Below are 16964 nucleotides of genomic sequence, written 5' to 3'. Positions count from 1 at the left end.
ATCACATTCCCGAGATCGCCCCGCAATAGAGGGCAGTCCTGCAAACAATGAACTGCGCGATACAGAAACCTGCGGAACATGCGGCGAAGGTCGCGGCAAAAGCGCTGGCAGGCTTCAAGCCACGGCGCCGCGCGAGCACTGCAACAGCGACTGCCGCCAGCGCAAGGCCGGGCAGTGAGAACAAATGGCCGAGTCCAAGCAATCCCTCTGGTCGCGGCAGCGAGGCTTGCCATGCCCAGTAGCCGAGGAGGGTCACAGTCAAGGCAGTCGTAGCGCCCAAAGTAGACAAAGGAGGTGCTTTGCCAATCTGGATCAGGCCGATCACGCCGCCCCAGGCCAGCAGGTAATACCATGGACCCAGATAGGCTGGATCACCGAAGATGAAAACTGCCGTGAGCAGTACTGCTCCGAGGCCAAGGGCAAGTGCGATGTCCAGCGTGCGTGTCAATTTGAATCCGAATTCAGTAAGAGGGCGCGAACCTGTTTGTATTCCTCAACCCGCGCGAAGTCTTTCTCGGTCGGGTTGGCGATGCGGCTCAGGTCCATGTTTTCCGCATTGTCGGCGAGCTTGACGACGCGTGCAATCGGATTCAATGCTGCGCGTGCCGCGGCCTGCATCCTGGTTTCGCCGGGGCGCTTGGTAAGCGCCTCAATGGCTTCGACTACTTCAACTGGAAGGCCGGCCTCTGTCAACTGCGCCAATGTAACCGGCGTGTCTTCCACCACGTCATGCAGCACCGCTGCCATGCGCTCGTCATTGGTAGAGACGCGAAGCATTACCCGCAGTGGATGCAGGATGTAGGGCTGGCCGGCCTTGTCGGCTTGGCCGGCATGGGCTGCAGCTGCAATTTCGATGGCTCGCTCAAGGGTAGACATTGCGGCTCCTACTGCTATCTGAGGATGAAAAGGATGACGAGTCCCAACGTCAGAATGAACGGCGACACGAACAGCCAAAGTTCAAGCTTCCGCAGCGTCGACCTGGGCGATTCCTGGCGCCGGAACGATGCGATGTTGAGCACAGCACCCAGAATAACTGCCACGACGAGTGCGCACATCAGCGCCATCGCCTCGCCCAGGCCTTGTCCGACGCAAGACATGCTTGGACAGGCTTGTCCCCTGGGACGAAAATTGTCCCAAACAAGCGCGGCGATTACAAGGAAGATCGGGACATACGAGAGTGGGCGCAGATAGCGTACCACGCGAGGCTTCAACATAGGCTCAACCTCCAGCGCTCATTACGCGATTGAAGTAGACCGTTGGATGGCCGGCGCGAAGGCGGTACAACTGGGCCGGCCGGTTGCTGCCGTGGCGCTGCTTGCCTGGAATCTCTTCGAGGAAATCGCCCTCCTTGATCCGCTTGCGGAATGCGCTCTTCTCCACCGCGCGCCCCAGGATGGTTTCGTACACGCGCTGCAGGTCCGACAAGGTGAATTCGGGCGCCAGCAAATGCACGGGGATCGACGTGTACTCGACCTTGTTGCGCACGCGCTGCAGGGCCACGTCGAGGATCGTTGCGTGGTCGAACGCCAGCGCATCTTTCGCCGTCAAGCCATCCACCGGATGCCAACTGGCCGCGTCGCTGCCGGAACCATGGTGCAGCTCCACGCCGTCCGATCCGATCAAGGCGAAGTAGGCGAAGGTCGCGGACCAGCCGCGCGGATCGCGCGTAGCGCTGCCGAAGCCTTGCAGTTGTTCGAGGTAGGGCGCCTCGACGCCCGTCTTCTCGCGTAGCTTGCGCAGCGCCGTGGCATCAAGGTCGGCGTCGCGGTGAACGTCGATGAAGCCGCCAGGCAGCGCCCAGCGTCCCTTGTGCGGGTGTTCGCCTCGGCGTACCAGCAGGACGTGCAGCGCATTTTCTCGAATCGTGAGAATGACCAGGTCGACGCTGGTCAGCGGAACGTCGAAGTCATGAATATTGTACTTCCGCAGAAATTCCTGCTCAGTCTCGCGGTTGCTCATTGATGTCCTCGCTCATAGGCGGCCATTTTAATCCCCTTAGTGTCAAAAGAAAATAACTTAGTGTATTATTTGCACTAACAAAGAAAATAAGGCGACATCATGAAAGCAGAACAACTGGGTCTTGGCGTCTTCACGGTAAATCAATTCCTCGATGAAGCCGAATGCCATCACTACATCGCAATGGGCGAGCAGATGGGCTACCAGCCCTCTGAAGTCAATCTCCCTATGGGATCGGTTCGGCGCACGGACATTCGCAACAACGACCGGGTGATCTTCGACGATCCATGCCTGGCCGAGTTGCTATTTACGCGTGCCGCGCCGTTGCTCCCAGCGACCATGGGAGAGTGGCGCCTGTGCGGCTTGAACGAGCGTTTTCGTTTTTATCGGTACGGACGCGGTGAGTACTTCAAATGGCACAAGGATGGCTCGTTCGAGAAGTCGCCGGACGAGGTGAGCCTGCTCACGTTCCTGATCTACCTGAATGCCGGCTTCGAAGGCGGCGACACCCAGTTCAGGTGGGAGACCGTACGCCCGCAGGAAGGCATGCTGCTGGTCTTCCCGCACAACCAGTCGCACCAAGGGGCAGAGATCAGCGCGGGCACCAAATACGTGTTGAGGTCTGACGTCATGTATGAAAGGACCAGCTAAATCGTCTTAGCCTTCATGCTGCTTGCGGAAAGCTTCGATGCGTAAATTTCGTTCATTGCCGGTGTTGGCAGGGATTTCCTGCGGAATGTGAGTGCGTTGTGCTTTTTGTGCTGCGAAGAACTTTCGAACTGAAGGCGAGAGGCATACAACATACAGCGAGAAACTATACGAGGCAAGCAGTGCCCACAAGACCCATGACTGCAGCGAAGCCGCTGCAACGGCGCCGTAGATTGTCGCGACAAGAAGCAGCACGCCGGTAACCACGCGCGCCCACACGAAGCCCCTGTAAAGATAGGACAGCAAGACAAGCGTTAGCGTTAAGCGGATCGAAACAGGTAACGCGCGCTGAACGTTGCCGTGAAAAAGCTGGCCAAGCAGCAGCACGATGTCGAGGCCGTTCAACATTAGAAATACCGTCAGCAGCAACAACTGCCCTCGCTTTACTTCTCTCAAGTCGGGCTTTCCAGTGGTGGTACGGCGATTGTGCGTGCCTCGTCGTTTGGTCTGCAGGGGTCAAGCACGGTAGAGTCGCAGGAACTTGAACATCTTTGGCCATTCAGAGCGCGGCTTGAAAACGATGGCGACTTCCTGGTTGCCAAGGGCAGATTCGGTGAGGACAACGTGGTCCGGAACGAGCTTGGCGTTCTCGAACTCCTTTGGATTGGCTTTGCAGACGGCCTTGAAGAACGGACCAGAAAGCCACTCCTTCACTTCGGGAGAGTCTTGAAACTTCAGATAGCCCGCGAGTGATGCGTGCGCAACTGCCACCATGGCAAAGCCAAGCGGAATGTCGTCTCGAACAAGAATATACATCTTCATGTTGATCTTTCAGATAACGCGTTGCTCATCACGGCTTCAGCGCGCAGTAGGCATCGAGATTGGGCTGAGGGCTCCGTCCCGTGTTGAAGCTCACTTGCGCGGTCCATCCAGCTAGAGCCGAAGACTATGCAGCGCTTGCTCAAGGATCAAAGTCTCGCTTCAATAGCAGCTGCGAAGGCTTCAACGGTTGGCGAAGGTCCATCGCCAAAGTTCTTGTGGCCTTCATTATCCCATTCGCAGAAGACGGTCCTGGTCGAGTCGTCCAGGTTCACGCCGTGCTCAAGGGTGAAATAGCGGAAGCCTCCTTTGCTTTCCGACGCCTCGTCTTTGGGGAAGTCGGTGAGGACAACTGCAACCATGTGGGCCTCTGCCGCCGCTATTGGAGCCGGCATCTTCAGCAGAACGGTTGGCGAATCCTGAATCCGGAAGGTGCTTACTACCAACTGACGCGCGTCGAAGTCGGTGATTGGCCTGCCAACCTGCTTCGCAGTCATTTCCCACAGCCATCCGACGAAATGTTCCTGCTCGGGCGAAGCGACCAAAGCAAAAAAGTGCAACGGATCTTGTGAGCAAACTTCTCTCACCAGGATGTGGGCAAAGACGTAGTGATGCTCCCTGGGTTCGGCGGGAGTGGCTTTGGGTTTCTTGTTGCGGTTCCAGAACATTGATTCACGCTCAAATTAACTTTTTTGCAAATGGTAGCATGCCGCTTATGCACTGGTCACCTCGGCGTTTCCGGCGTGCTGTTCGGCAGGCCAGTAAGCAGGCGGAGGATGCCTGCGGGGAGCTCTGTTCAATCACTCCCCACAGGGCTGCGGTCTTTAATCGAAGCGGTCCAGGTTCATGACCTTGTTCCAGGCGGCCACGAAGTCCCTGACGAATTTTTCACGACTATCGTTTGCAGCATAGACTTCGGCCACAGCGCGCAGTTCCGAATTCGAACCGAACACCAGGTCCACCGGTGTCGCCTTCCATTTCAGTTCACCGCTACTGCGGTCGCGGCCCTCGTACAGGCCGTCCACGCCGGGCGCCTTGTTCCATTTGGTGTCCATGGCCAGCAGGTTGACGAAGAAGTCGTTGTTCAGGGTACCCGGCTTGCTGGTCAGCACTCCATTGGCCGAGTGGCCATAGTTTGCATCGAGGGCGCGCAGGCCGCCTATCAGCACCGTCATTTCAGGCACCGTCAGGTTGAGCAGGTTGGCTTTTTCTACCAGTGCTTCTGCGGGCGACAGCTTGCTCTCGCTGTCATAGTAGTTGCGGAAGCCATCGGCTTTCGGCTCTAGCACGGCGAAGGATTTGACATCGGTCTGCGCCTGGGTCACGTCGGCGCGGCCCGGCTTGAACGGGACTTGCACGGCATGGCCGCCCGCTTTCGCTGCCTTCTCGATTGCCGCATTGCCACCGAGGACAATCAGGTCGGCCAGCGAGACTTTCTTGCCGCCTTTCTGGGCCTTGTTGAAATCGGCCTGGATGGTTTCAAGCTTGGCCAGCACCTTGGCCAGTTGCTCAGGTTCGTTCACCGCCCAATCCTTCTGCGGCGCGAGACGGATGCGGGCGCCGTTGATGCCGCCCCGCTTGTCGCTGCCGCGGTAGCTGGCAGCGGCGGCCCACGCCGTCTTGACCAGATCCTGCGTGCTCAGGCCGGACGACAGGATTTTCTCCTTCAGCTGTGCCGCATCCTGGCTGCCGATGGCGGCATAGCTTGGCGCGGGAATCGGGTCTTGCCACAGGAAGGCCTGCTTCGGTACGTCGGCGCCAATGTAGCGGGCGCTTGGGCCCATGTCGCGGTGGGTCAGCTTGAACCATGCCCGGGCGAAGGCGTCGGCAAACAACTTCGGATCTTGCTGGAAGCGTTTGGCGATCTTGCGGAACTCGGGGTCTTCCTTCAGCGACAAGTCGGTGGTGAACATGATCGGGGCGTGGCGCTTGCCGGCGATGTGTGCATCCGGCGTCAGGTTCGCTGCATCCGGCGTGCTTGGCACCCACTGCGTGGCGCCGGCGGGGCTCTTGCTTTGCACCCAGTCGAAGGCAAACAGGTTGTCCAGGTATTGCGTGGTGAATGCAATAGGGTTCGAGGTCCAGGAGCCTTCCAGTCCGCTGGTCACCGAATCCTCGGCATTACCCTTGCCGCATTTGTTCTGCCAGCCCAACCCTTGCTGCTCCAGCGCGGCGCCAGCAGGATCTGCGCCCACGCATTCTTCGGGCTTGTGCGCGCCATGCGCCTTGCCGAAGGTGTGGCCGCCGGCGATCAGGGCGACGATCTCCTCGTCGTCCATGGCCATGCGGCCGAAAGCCTGGCGAATATCGGCTGCGGCGGCGATCGGATCAGGCTTGCCTTCGGGGCCTTCAGGATTCACGTAGATCAGGCCCATCTGGGTGGCGGCCAGCGCGCCTTTCAGCTCACGCTTGCCGCTGAAGCGGTCGGCGCCCAGCCATTTGTTTTCGGCGCCCCAGAATACCTTGTCGGCTTCCCAGGCATCGGTGCGCCCACCGGCAAAACCGATGGTCTTGAAGCCCATGTTTTCCATCGCCACATTGCCGGCCAGGACCATCAGGTCGGCCCAGGAAATCTTGCGGCCGTATTTCTGTTTGACTGGCCACAGCAAGCGGCGCGCCTTGTCCAGGCTGACGTTGTCGGGCCAGCTATTCAGCGGTTCGAAGCGCTGCTGGCCGCTGGCCGCACCGCCGCGGCCATCGCCTACGCGATAGGTGCCGGCGCTGTGCCATGCCATGCGGATGAAGAATGGACCGTAGTTGCCGTAGTCTGCCGGCCACCAGGGCTGGGAATTGGTCAGGGCTGTGTTGATGTCTTTTTTGACTGCCTTCAGGTCGAGGCTCTGGAATTCTTTGGCGTAGTTGAAGTTTGCGCCGTAGGGATTGGATTCGGGGGAATGCTGGCGTAGCGGTTGGAGGTCCAGTTTCTCGGGCCACCAGTTCTGCCCGCCGGCTACCTTGTCGGCGGCGTAGGCGAGCTGCGGTTCGAAGAGTGGAAGAAGGCCTGCCAGCATGGCCAGCACGGCGAGTTTGCGATTGCTCATCACGGTTTCTCCTTGTTGTTGTCAGGGAAACCTTAGGCTAAAGCAAGAGTATGGATTGATCTAATTGATTGTTTTCATGAAATCGATAGTGTAAACACTATAGCGCGAGCCACATGTGAACTTTTGCCCGAAATCCCGTCGCGGTTCGTATTGCCATCGGCTCGATCCCGAAGCTGCGGAAGCCTGCTGCTTCATAGAGGGCGATGGCGGGGGCGTTGCCCTCGGTGGCGGTCAGCGTCACGACTGCCAGGCCAGGCCGCTGCCTGGCCTGGTTGAGGGCGATATCCACCAATTGGCGGCCGAGGCCCTTGCCGCGCCATACCTTTTCCACGTACATGCCAATCAAGTGAGCCTTGTGACGGGTCTTCGGCCGGACTGAGAATTCCACAGCCACCACGCCGATCAGTTGTGCATCGTTGAACGCGCCAAAAGCAATGATGTCCTGGCCGGGGCCGCCGATGCGCTGCTCCCACCAGGACAAGGGCAAGCCAGCGCGTTCTTCCGGCGTAGCCGTGAAAGCATCCGGCTCTTGCTCATAGCCGTGCAACACAAGCGCGCGATATTGCGCCGCATGTTCGGCGCTTAAGGCTTGGACGTGTGGCGATATGTGGTGAGCGGTGGAGTTCATCGCGAGAAATGGGCAGCCAAAGTCGTATCCAGCTGTGCCAGAAAATTTGAACCATACTTCCCGGATTCCAAGCCAAGTCGCAATTGCGATGGAACATCAGGCGTATATTCCTCAGTCAGCGATGCCAACCCCATGGCAATGGCTGCCACGCTATCGACGTCGCCACCAAAATTCACGCAGTCGCGCATCAAGTCGGACATGCGCCTGTTCCTGAGCAATGCGGTACTCATAGCATGCACTGTCTGGATGGCGTCGCATTCGACCTTGCCGGCCCAATCTGTTCTCAACTCGAACCCAGTATCGGTTCGGATCATGCGTGGCAAGTCCTCGAGGGTGGCGCGTCCATGCACCAGATGATGCGCCATCAATGCCACAACTTGTGATGACAGAATACCGTCTGGCGTATCGTGAGTGACCACAGCTTGTTCGCGAGCTGTCGCCAATAGCAGATGCTTGTCTGGGATAAGCCCCAATGGGACCGAACGCATTGCAGCGCCATTGCGGGCACTATTTGGATGGATCTTTTTCCGCAATTCGATGCCGCTGCCACAGTCGTCCAGCAAGCTTTGCAGGCCTTTGGCGTAACCCATTCTGGGATCGCGCTTATAACAGCGAACAAACGCGTCGGCGAAAGCATCGCTGGTCCAGTCAGTGGATGCCAGCAGGACTTCCGCAACTGCCATGCTCATTTGCGTATCGTCGGTATAACGGCCAGGCGCCATCCCGCACTCGTGGGACACATAGGAAGCCAGATTATTGTGGCGCTCAATCTTCTCGCGGCTGCAGAATTCGAAACCTGCGCCATAGGCGTCACCAAAGGCAATTTCCAACAACACGATCACTCTCCCGAAACAAGGCCTTATGCTGCGATTTGGCGGAAAATTCTAGCACGCTGTCATGGCAATGGAATGTTGAGGCTGTGATCGGAAGGTTGCGGCGTGACGCCAAGGATCTTCAGTTGGGCCGGGTGGGGCGGGCACTTGCGTCACATCGGTTTCATTAGACGGACCAGCTTCCCTTGGTAGGCAGCTTCCGAAATTACCTTACTGATTTGCGGTCCCGCAGCTTGGCCCAACACCTCAATTTCGTTGAGATTTTCATCCACCACTACGGCGCGTATTTCACTGGTAAGCCGAGCGGACAACGCGAGCCAACTAGTCACTGGCCCACCATCACCGCAATTCAAACAACGAGTGAAATAGCTGCCACCTTGCACGAATGCTCCAAACTGGTTCGAGCGACAGCGGGGGCAAATGTAAGGAGTATCCATAAGTGATTGCGTATCTCGCTAGTAACTGGCAGCCGAAGCGCGCAGCGTGGAGGCAGGGCGTCGGCTTGAATGCATTGTTAAGTTGACCCCATGGGCGACCCAATTGCTCTCGCATACTCGCTAATGATTTTGGATCTATTGAGTAACTTTGCTGCCCGCATCTCAAGAGCCTGAAGGTGTTCGCTTGGATCGGTGCTGCCCACAACCAGTAGTGTTTCCTCATCAAATATTCCTGCGTCCCGACAGTCCTTCAGGGCCAGTACCAATGCATTGAATCTTTGATCTCTAGCGGAAGACCAAGCGGCATGTTCGATGGATGTTTGATTGGATAGGGTAGCCAAGCGTGAACTTATGGGAGAGAAAAGATCATCGTGCGCGGAATCAGGCCACTCGACAAAGATGAAACCAATGTCAGGGTAGGACAGCTCATTTTCCCGAACCCAGTCGACGGTACACGCGACATGGTAAAGAGTTCTTACATCGTCATCGGTCGCAAGTGCGAATCCAAATAGCGGGCCATCTGTCTTTAGCGTCGCGGCTGATCGACGAACTGCCAACGCTACCGACTTGCGAAGTTCTTCTTGGATGTCCATAAAGTTTAGTGCCGGCTTAACGCGTTAATGCAGGCGCGCCGTAGGCGTCGAAGTGAATCCCGCATAAAGTCGCGGTGCTTGCTCGGATCTGGTTTTTCTTTCCAGTGCCTTGCCATGGGCGCGTACAGATAAACCTAACAACGTGCATAAGACGTCATACTGGCATGTTCAAAATTACAATCATGACGTCTAATAGCGTAAGACGCAACTTCTTGTGCCGGTACACTTGTGAAAATGCTGCGATTAGTTTGCACAAACGGCGGTAGTTTATCGCGGAAAGGCCAAAGAGCAGGAATTGAACGAGTTACAGGGGAACCTGGCCAGCCAACCGAGTGCAACCGGCCAGCCGGGATCAGTGGTCGTCGTAGATGTAACGCCGCGACCAGGGAAACGAAGAAGGATGCCGCCCCGCCTTGCCGCACACGATCTGGTAAAGACTGATCCAGTCCTGGTCGAATGCATAGGCGCAGCCGGCGAGGTAGACGTGCCAGATGCGGAAGCGCTTGTCGCCCGCCAGTTCGCGCACCTTCTCCTCGTGTTCTTCAAAGTTCTCGGTCCAGATGGCGCAGGTGCGGGCGTAGTGGCGACGCAGGTTTTCCACGTCGTAGGCCTCGAGCTGGCCTTGCTGCATGGCTTTCAGCACTTGGCCGATGTGGGCCAGCTCGCCGTGCGGGAAGACATACTTCTCGATGAACTCGCCTCCGCCATACGGTGTCTCGCCGTTATCCGGATCGGTCGACGTAATCCCGTGGTTCATCACCAGCCCATCGTCGGCCAGCAGCCTGTTGATAATCCCGAAGTACTCCACAAGGTGCTTGATGCCCACGTGCTCGAACATGCCGACGCTGGTGATGCGGTCGAAGCTGCCTTGCACGTCGCGATAGTCCTGCAAGCGAATCTCGACCAGGTCCGACAGCCCGGCGGCGCGCACACGCTCCTGCGCCAGCGCATGCTGGTTTTCGCTCAGCGTGATGCCGGTGCAGCGCGCGCCGAACTTCTGGGCGGCGCGGATCACCAGTGCGCCCCAGCCGCATCCGATATCGAGCAGCGTCTGTCCCGGCTGCAGCCGGATCTTGGCCAGGATATGGTCGATCTTCTTGATCTGCGCGGTAGCCAGGTCCTCGTCGCCATTTTCGAAGTAGGCGCAGGAATACACCATGTTCGGATCGAGGAACTGCTGGTAGAACTCGTTGGAGACGTCGTAGTGGTAGCGGATCGCTTCCGCATCGCCCTTGCGGTTGTGGTGGAAGCTGCGCGCGATGCGGGCCAGGCTGCTGCTGTCATTCAGCGAGCTGCGGGCGAGGGCGTTGACCACCTTGATCATGTCGACGGCGCGTCCGGTCACTTCGATGGCGCCTTCGACATAGGCGGTGCCCAGGCTGGAGAGCGAGGGCTTGAGCAGGTAGCGCGCCGCGGCTGGGCTGGGGACGCGGATCGTCACGCGCGGCGCTTCTTGCGAGAAGTCGAAGCTGCGGCCATTCCACAGCTCGATCCTCAGGGGCAGGGCGACTTGCGGGGCAATGCTGCTGATCCAGCTGTTGATGCGGTTTTGTACAAACATGCGCCTGCCCCTTCCCTGTGAAAGGACGGATCAGGGCTGGATGCGTTCCTTTTTCCAGCTACCGTCCTGCAAGTCATAGACTATCCTGTCGTGGAAGCGCGAGGCGCGCCCTTGCCAGAACTCGACGCGGTCCGGGACCAGGCGGTAACCGCCCCAGTGCTCGGGCCGATGCGGCTGACCGCCGCTGGCCGCCTCGACGGCGGCATAACTCTCTTCCATTGCTTCGCGGCTGGCGATCGGCCGGCTCTGCTGGGAAGCAATGGCCCCCAGCTGGCTCTTCACCGGGCGGCTGTAAAAGTACTTGTCGCTCTCTTCGGCGGAGGTTTTCTCGACCCGGCCTTCGATCCTGACCTGGCGTTCAAGCTCGGGCCAGAAGAACAGGATTGCCGCGTGCGGATTCTCCGCGAGCTGCTGGCCTTTCTGGCTCTGGTAATTGGTGTACCAGGTGAAGCCGCGCTCATCGTATTGCTTGATCAGCACGATGCGCGAACTCGGGCGGCCATTCTTGCCGACCGTGGCCACGCTCATGGCGTTGGGCTCGTTCACCTGCGCCTTCATGGCTTCATTGAACCACTTGGCAAACTGCGCAATCGGGTCGGCCAGGGTGTCGGCTTCCGACAGGCTGGCGCGGCCATAATCCATGCGCAGGTCCGCCAGGGCGATTCCGCCGGCGATGGCCGCCGGCAGGATGCCGCGGCGCTGCTGCATGGCCTCGCCCAGGATGGTCATCTGGGCGGGACTGAGTATCCGTTTGGCCATGGGCGCGATGTGCGCCTCTTCGGTTTCCATATGCGAGGTATAGGCTTGCACGAAGCGTTCTACGTCGGCGGCATTCAAGGCTGCGCTGGAACCGTTGGCAATCTTATCAAGTTGCGAATCGAGTATAGCCCAGTCCTGGTCCATCTGCTTGTGCTGAGCGAGGATCTGCGGGCCCAGCTCGGCCAGCAGGGCCGAATCGTCGCCTTGCGCCGCCGCCGTCAACAGGGGAAAGAGGTCGTTTTCCTCGTCGGCGTGGTGCAGGTGGGCAGCCTTGTTGAAGTACTTTTGCACGGCCTGGGCGGCCTGCTGGGCGGCGGCATCGGCGCCGTGCTGCGGCAGGTGGCTCAGCAGGTTTTGCAAGGTTTGCAATTGCTTGCGGATCTTGTCGTGGCAGTGTTTCAGGACAGCGATCGGCTGCTCATAGCCGGGGGCGGTATCGATCAAGGAGTTACTCATGGTGCAGGTCTGGTGAACTTGGCAAGAGAAAACATTGTAGCCCGGGTCCGGTAAAATGACGGGATGAATTCCCCGCAAATAGTTGATCCAGTTCTGGAAGATATCGATTTTGACCGCCGTTTTGGCGGCATCGCCCGCTTGTATGGCGAAAAAGCGCTCGCACGTTTCCGTGGCGCAAATGTCTGCGTCATTGGCGTGGGCGGCGTCGGCTCGTGGATTGTGGAGGCGCTGGCGCGCTCTGCCATTGGCAAGCTGACCCTGATTGACCTCGACAATGTGGCCGAGTCGAATATCAATCGCCAGATCCAGGCCTTGTCCGGCACGATCGGGATGGCCAAGATTACCGCGCTGGCGGAGCGCATTGCCCAGATCAATCCATTCTGCGAAGTGGTGCAGGTGGAGGATTTCATCACGCCGGATAACCTGGATGAGATGGTGGGGGCGCAGCAATTCGACTATGTCGTGGATGCAATTGATTCAGCCAAATCGAAAACGGCGCTGATTCACTATTGCCGCAGCAAGCAGATTCCGCTGATCGTGATTGGCAGTGCGGGAGGACAGACCGATCCGACCCGGATCGAGGTGCGCGATTTGTCCAAGACTGAGCAGGAGCCCTTGCTGAAGAAGGTGCGGCGGCGTTTGCGCAGCCAGTACAACTATCCGCCGAATTCCAAGAACAAGCTGGGGGTCGATGCGGTGTTTTCGATGGAGCCTTTGAAGTTTCCTGAGACGGGGGAGGCTTGCACTGTCGATGGCGATGAGAAGGCTGCGAAGCCTGGGCTGACCGGTATCAACTGCGCGGGGTTTGGCTCGGCGATGGTTGTGACCGCGACGTTTGGGATGGTGGCGGCGGGGCATTTGCTGCGCAAACTGGCTGAGCAGGCTGAAACCGGTAAACCGGTGTCTGACCCGCAGGGTCAGACACCTGACTCGCGGCCGCAGCAGCCCGGTGTCTGACCCTGCGGGTCAGACACCGTTTTACCGGTTTTGGGCGAACGGCAAATACCGCCCATCCGGCATCGACTCCACCAGCGCAAGCCCCTGCACATTCCACAACACCGGCACCCCGCTGAAATCCGCAGGCGCCTCCTTCGCCTCGCGCGCCAGCGTGATGTGCGGCTTGAATTCCCCATGCGTCGCGGCGCTGAACCCCGCCGCCTCCAGCCGCGCCATCAGTTCCCCCTGTGCGGCCAGCAGCCCGGCAGGCACAGCACTCATCCCCGCCCAGGCAATTTGCGGCCGCTTGAAGTAGCCATAACAATCAACGGTCAACTGCAACGGCGGCACATGCGTTGCATGCAGGATGTCGAGCAAGACAGGCAAGGCTTCCGCCGGCTGCTGGCCAAGAAATGCCATGGTCAGGTGCAGTTTTTCGGGCGGAATCAGCCTCCCGTGCACCGGCTGTTGCAGGCGCAGCAAAGCCTGGCGAACATCCTCGTCCGGCCAGAGCGCAAAAAACAATTTGTGCACAGCTTGTTTTGCTATCATGGCAGCCGCTTTAAAACCACTTAACGAATATACATGAAACGCACTTCGATCCTGTTCGCATTCCTGTGCGCCGCCGGCCTGGCGCAGGCACAGCAGCCTACCCAAGAACCTGCCCCGGCGCAGCCAGCCGCGACGGCCGCACCAGCGGCGCAAGCCGAAGCCGCGGCGCCGGCCCAGCCAGGACCGGTCGTGCCGGGTTCGGCCCAGCCGGGACCAGCCGCAGAGCAACTGATCGTCACCGATCACAAGATCGGCAAGGGCGCCGAAGCCAATGTCGGCAACACCGTTTTCATGCACTACACCGGCTGGCTGTATCGTCCGCTGGCCAAGAACCAGCGCGGCCGCCAGTTCGACAGCTCGATCCCGCGCGGCGAGCCGCTGGACTTCAAGCTGGGCACCGGCAAAGTGATCAAGGGCTGGGACCAGGGCATCGTCGGCATGAAGGTGGGCGGCAAGCGCACCCTGATCATCCCGGCGGAACTGGCTTATGGCTCGCGCTCCATGCCGGGCATTCCTGCCAACTCGGCCCTGATCTTCGACGTCGAGCTGGTGGACGTCAAATAACTCAGCGGTAGTCCTCGGCCGCCAGGCCGTACTTCTGCATCTTGTGGTACATGGTCTGCTTCGGCAGGCTCAGCGCGGTACAGGCGGTGGCGACGTTGCCGCCGGCCGCGCGCAGCGCCTGCTCGATCAGCATGCGCTCGAAAGCGCCGACCTGGTCCGCCAGCGAAGCAGGCGCTGCGCTCTCCGTCGAGGCTGACAACCCCAGCACGAAACGATCGGCCGCATTGCGCAGCTCGCGCACATTGCCGGGCCAGTCCTGCGCCATCAGCTGCTGCATCTGCGCGGGCGGTACGACCGGGCAGGGACGCTTGTAGCGTGCTGCCGCATCCATCATGAAATGCTCGAACAACAGCGGAATGTCTTCGCGGCGCTCGCGCAGCGGCGGGATGTGCAGCACGATCAGGTTCAAGCGGTAATACAGGTCGCTGCGGAACTTGCCCTGGTCGGAAAACTCCTTCAGGTCTTCTTTTGACGCAGCAATGACACGGATGTCCAGCGCTACCGGGGCGTTCGAACCCAGGCGCTGGATCGAGCGCTCCTGCAGCACACGCAGCAGCTTGACCTGCATCGCCAGCGGCAGGCTTTCAATTTCGTCCAGGAACAGCGTGCCGTGATCGGCGTGCTCGATCTTGCCGACCTGGCGCTTGGCAGCGCCGGTGAAGGCGCCTTGCTCGTGGCCGAACAGTTCGCTCTCGAAAATCGTCTCCGGGATGGCGCCGCAGTTGACCGGCACGTAGTGATGCCTGCCGCGCTCGCTGAACTGGTGCAGGCAACGTGCCACCAGTTCCTTGCCGGTGCCGGTTTCACCATAGATCAGCACATCGGCCGGCTGTCCGGCGACGTCCAGGATAACCTGGCGCAAGGCTTGCATGGCGGGTGTATTGCCCAGCAGGCAGGCCTCGATGCCTTCGCTGTGCTCGAGCTTCTGGCGCAGCGCGCGCACTTCCAGCTGCAGGCGCCGCTTGTCGACGGCACGTCGCACCACGTCAGCCAGTTGCTCCGAAGAGTAGGGCTTTTCCAGGAAGTCGTAAGCGCCGTCGTGCATGGCTTGCACCGCCATCGAAATGTCGCCATGGCCGGTGACCAGGATGACCGGCAGTTCGGGGTCGATGGCACGCGCCGCTTCCAGCAATTCCAGCCCGCTCATGCCGGGCAGGCGTACATCGCTCACCAGCACCACCGGGCTGTTCGCCTGCAGCAGCTGGGCTGCCGGTTCGGCGCTTTCGAAGCTGCTCACCGAGAAATCGGCCAGCTCCAGCGCCTGTTCACTGCCAGCGCGTACGGTCGGGTCATCTTCGACCAGTAGCACTTGTATGTTGTTCATTACGTCTCCTGCGCTTCTTTTAATTCGATCACGAAGCAGGCGCCGGTACTGGCCTGTTCCGCTCTTAAGCTTCCGCCGAAATCGCGGATGATTTGTTCTGAAATCGCCAGCCCCAGACCCAAGCCTTCGCCTTGCGGCTTGGAGGTGTAGAACGGCTCGAACAGCCGCTCGCGCGCTTCGTCGCTGAGACCCGGGCCGCTGTCGGCCACGCGGATCAGGACCCGGCCTGGCTTGCTGCTCACCTCCAGCACCAGCTCGCGCACCGCGCAGCCGGCCATCGAGTCCAGGGCATTGGTCATCAGGTTGAGCAGCACCTGTTCCAGCCGGTTGCTGTCGCACAGCGCATAGATATCGGCCTTGTCGATGCGCAGCTGGAAGGTGACCTTGTCGAGCTGGATGCGGCGCTCCACCAGCACCAGGGCGTTCGAAATCGAGGTGTGGATCGACACCGGGCCCAGTTCCGCATTCGACTTGCGGGCGAAGCCCTTCAGCTTGCCGGTAATGGTGCCCATGCGCGCCACCACCTGCGAAATGGTTTTCAGGTTGTTGCGCACATCGTCCATGCGGCCGCGCTCAAACAGCAGCACGGCGTTGTCGGACATGGTGCGCAGCGCCGTCAGCGGCTGGTTCAGCTCGTGCGTGATGCTGGCCGACATCTGCCCCAGCACCGCCAGCTTGCCGGCCTGGAACAGCTCGTTCTGCGTGATCTGCAACTGCTGCTCGGCCTGGCGCCGCACATCGACTTCCTTGCTCAAGTCCTGCGTCATGCGCGCCAGGCTGGCGGTACGCTCGGCCACCATGCGTTCCAGCTCTTCCTTGGCGCGCAGGCGCTGGCGCCAGTACAGGAACAGCAGGATGAGGAAGCCATAGGCCAGCAGCGCGAACAGGAAGGCGAGGCTGGCATTGTCGCGCGCCGCGTTCAGGTCGGACATGTAGATGAAGATCCAGTCGCGCGGCGCCAGGGAGCGTGTCTGCGCCAGCATCAGGGGCGTCGACGCTGCACCCGGTGCATTGCTGTTGCGGATCGCGAGCAGGCGGTCGCCATTGGCCAGCGCTTCGTCATGCTTCAGCGTCAGCGGCGGCAGCGCTTGCGCGAAATACTGGCGCGTCTGTTCGAGTTCGGCGCGTACGTTTGCCGACAGGGGCCGTAGCGCCTTGAACTTCCACTCCGGATCCGAGCTGAGGAAGATTACGCCATTCGGGTCCACCAGGGCCACCTTGTCGCTGCCCTGCGTCCAGCTGCGCTGCTGGTTCTCGATACTGACCTTGATGGCCGCCACGCCCAGCATGCGGCCGTCCTTGTAGATGCCGTGGGCGTAGAAATAGCCCGGCTCCAGGCTGGTGGTGCCGACGCCGTAGAAGCCGCCGGGGCGGCCGCGCAGGGCATTGCGGATGTAGGGCCGGAAATTGACGTCGTCGCCGATGAAGCTGTCCTTCTGGCGCCAGTTGCTGGCGGCCTGGGTGCGGCCCTGCAGGTTGACGATGTAGATATTGCTGGACTCGGCCTTCTTGTTCAAGCCTTCCAGGTATTCGTTGACACTGTTGCGCACATCCTCGTCGCCGGGATGTTCCAGCAGCTGGACCACGTCCTTGTCCAGCTCCAGCATGCGCGGGATCAGGTCGTACTTGTCGAGCAGGTTTTCCAGGCTGGTGGCATACACCTCCAGCCTTTGCGCGCCCGCTTCACGCAGGCGCTCGGTCGTTGCGCTGTCGGCCCACCAGTAGGCCAGGTAGGGCAGGGCCAGGCCTGCCAGCAGCACCAGGCCCAGCAAAGTACGGACGTGTTGCGTCGGACGCGGTTGCGCCTGGGGCATTGCGGTGATGTTGGGCTGGACTGGCATTACAGCCAACTATAGC

Annotated in this window: 19 protein-coding genes; 3 read left to right on the top strand and 16 right to left on the bottom strand. The window is 59.9% G+C overall.

Going from position 1 to position 16964, the window contains the following annotated elements:
* Position 1: 1 nt before the first annotated feature.
* Genes ACN9MY_RS28685 through ACN9MY_RS28670 form a run of 4 tightly spaced genes read right to left on the bottom strand, consistent with a single transcriptional unit; the run spans position 2 to position 1959 of the window.
* Positions 2 to 448: a hypothetical protein gene (locus tag ACN9MY_RS28685; protein ID WP_426165314.1), complete on the bottom strand. Its 447-nt coding sequence runs from the start codon at positions 446 to 448 to the stop codon at positions 2 to 4.
* A complete protein-coding gene (locus ACN9MY_RS28680) occupies positions 445 to 876 on the bottom strand; it encodes an HD domain-containing protein (RefSeq protein ID WP_426319402.1) in 432 nt (143 codons plus the stop codon). The genes ACN9MY_RS28685 and ACN9MY_RS28680 overlap by 4 nt, the downstream gene beginning before the upstream one ends.
* Positions 877 to 890: 14 nt before the next feature.
* A complete protein-coding gene (locus tag ACN9MY_RS28675; RefSeq protein WP_426319401.1) occupies positions 891 to 1214 on the bottom strand; it encodes a hypothetical protein in 324 nt (107 codons plus the stop codon).
* 4 nt (positions 1215 to 1218) lie between these two features.
* Positions 1219 to 1959, bottom strand: coding sequence for an NUDIX hydrolase (locus ACN9MY_RS28670; RefSeq protein WP_426319400.1), 741 nt, complete (start codon positions 1957 to 1959; stop codon positions 1219 to 1221).
* A 99-nt stretch (positions 1960 to 2058) separates the two neighbouring features.
* On the opposite strand from ACN9MY_RS28670, the gene ACN9MY_RS28665 reads away from it, so the two are divergent.
* Complete coding sequence (locus ACN9MY_RS28665; RefSeq protein ID WP_426319399.1) at positions 2059 to 2607, top strand: 2OG-Fe(II) oxygenase; 549 nt, start codon at positions 2059 to 2061, stop codon at positions 2605 to 2607.
* Positions 2608 to 2613: 6 nt separating this feature from the next.
* On the opposite strand, the gene ACN9MY_RS28660 is transcribed toward ACN9MY_RS28665, so the two are convergent.
* The 9 genes from ACN9MY_RS28660 to pdxH form a co-directional block, all read right to left on the bottom strand.
* Positions 2614 to 3060, bottom strand: coding sequence for a hypothetical protein (locus tag ACN9MY_RS28660; protein ID WP_426319398.1), 447 nt, complete (start codon positions 3058 to 3060; stop codon positions 2614 to 2616).
* A 60-nt stretch (positions 3061 to 3120) separates the two neighbouring features.
* Positions 3121 to 3426 (bottom strand): hypothetical protein, encoded by a 306-nt coding sequence (locus ACN9MY_RS28655; RefSeq protein ID WP_426319397.1) that lies wholly within the window; start codon positions 3424 to 3426, stop codon positions 3121 to 3123.
* A 146-nt stretch (positions 3427 to 3572) separates the two neighbouring features.
* Positions 3573 to 4091, bottom strand: coding sequence for a hypothetical protein (locus ACN9MY_RS28650; RefSeq protein ID WP_426319396.1), 519 nt, complete (start codon positions 4089 to 4091; stop codon positions 3573 to 3575).
* 156 nt (positions 4092 to 4247) lie between these two features.
* Complete coding sequence (gene katG, locus ACN9MY_RS28645; protein WP_426336494.1) at positions 4248 to 6464, bottom strand: catalase/peroxidase HPI; 2217 nt, start codon at positions 6462 to 6464, stop codon at positions 4248 to 4250.
* A gap of 97 nt (positions 6465 to 6561) precedes the next feature.
* A complete protein-coding gene (locus ACN9MY_RS28640) occupies positions 6562 to 7092 on the bottom strand; it encodes a GNAT family N-acetyltransferase (protein WP_426319394.1) in 531 nt (176 codons plus the stop codon).
* Positions 7089 to 7928, bottom strand: a complete 840-nt coding sequence (locus ACN9MY_RS28635) for an ADP-ribosylglycohydrolase family protein (RefSeq protein WP_426319393.1) — start codon at positions 7926 to 7928, stop codon at positions 7089 to 7091. Before ACN9MY_RS28635 ends, ACN9MY_RS28640 begins: the two co-directional genes overlap by 4 nt.
* 511 nt (positions 7929 to 8439) lie before the next feature.
* Entirely contained in the window at positions 8440 to 8955 is a 516-nt protein-coding gene (locus tag ACN9MY_RS28630) for a DUF4303 domain-containing protein (protein WP_426319392.1), read from the bottom strand.
* Positions 8956 to 9307: 352 nt separating this feature from the next.
* Complete coding sequence (locus tag ACN9MY_RS28625; RefSeq protein WP_426319391.1) at positions 9308 to 10516, bottom strand: class I SAM-dependent methyltransferase; 1209 nt, start codon at positions 10514 to 10516, stop codon at positions 9308 to 9310.
* A gap of 30 nt (positions 10517 to 10546) precedes the next feature.
* A complete protein-coding gene (gene pdxH, locus ACN9MY_RS28620; RefSeq protein WP_426319390.1) occupies positions 10547 to 11731 on the bottom strand; it encodes a pyridoxamine 5'-phosphate oxidase in 1185 nt (394 codons plus the stop codon).
* A 63-nt stretch (positions 11732 to 11794) separates the two neighbouring features.
* Here pdxH and tcdA point away from each other — a divergent pair, with 63 nt between their 5' ends.
* Positions 11795 to 12688 (top strand): tRNA cyclic N6-threonylcarbamoyladenosine(37) synthase TcdA, encoded by an 894-nt coding sequence (gene tcdA / locus ACN9MY_RS28615; protein WP_426319389.1) that lies wholly within the window; start codon positions 11795 to 11797, stop codon positions 12686 to 12688.
* A 21-nt stretch (positions 12689 to 12709) separates the two neighbouring features.
* On the opposite strand, the gene thpR is transcribed toward tcdA, so the two are convergent.
* Positions 12710 to 13192 (bottom strand): RNA 2',3'-cyclic phosphodiesterase, encoded by a 483-nt coding sequence (gene thpR, locus ACN9MY_RS28610; protein WP_426336493.1) that lies wholly within the window; start codon positions 13190 to 13192, stop codon positions 12710 to 12712.
* 60 nt (positions 13193 to 13252) lie between these two features.
* On the opposite strand from thpR, the gene ACN9MY_RS28605 reads away from it, so the two are divergent.
* Positions 13253 to 13783, top strand: coding sequence for an FKBP-type peptidyl-prolyl cis-trans isomerase (locus ACN9MY_RS28605; protein ID WP_426319387.1), 531 nt, complete (start codon positions 13253 to 13255; stop codon positions 13781 to 13783).
* 1 nt (position 13784) lies between these two features.
* Here ACN9MY_RS28605 and ACN9MY_RS28600 read toward each other — a convergent pair whose 3' ends face one another.
* Both ACN9MY_RS28600 and ACN9MY_RS28595 read right to left on the bottom strand, forming a co-directional pair.
* On the bottom strand, positions 13785 to 15107 hold the full coding sequence (locus tag ACN9MY_RS28600; protein ID WP_426336492.1) for a sigma-54-dependent transcriptional regulator: 1323 nt from the start codon (positions 15105 to 15107) through the stop codon (positions 13785 to 13787).
* Entirely contained in the window at positions 15107 to 16948 is a 1842-nt protein-coding gene (locus ACN9MY_RS28595; protein WP_426336491.1) for a sensor histidine kinase, read from the bottom strand. The genes ACN9MY_RS28600 and ACN9MY_RS28595 overlap by 1 nt, the downstream gene beginning before the upstream one ends.
* Positions 16949 to 16964: the final 16 nt, after the last annotated feature.

Source organism: Pseudoduganella sp. R-31 (genome assembly GCF_049913235.1).
Classification (GTDB): Bacteria; Pseudomonadota; Gammaproteobacteria; order Burkholderiales; family Burkholderiaceae_D; genus Rugamonas.
The sequence above is the reverse complement of the archived record's forward strand: the minus strand, read 5'-3'. Positions and strand labels throughout refer to the sequence as shown.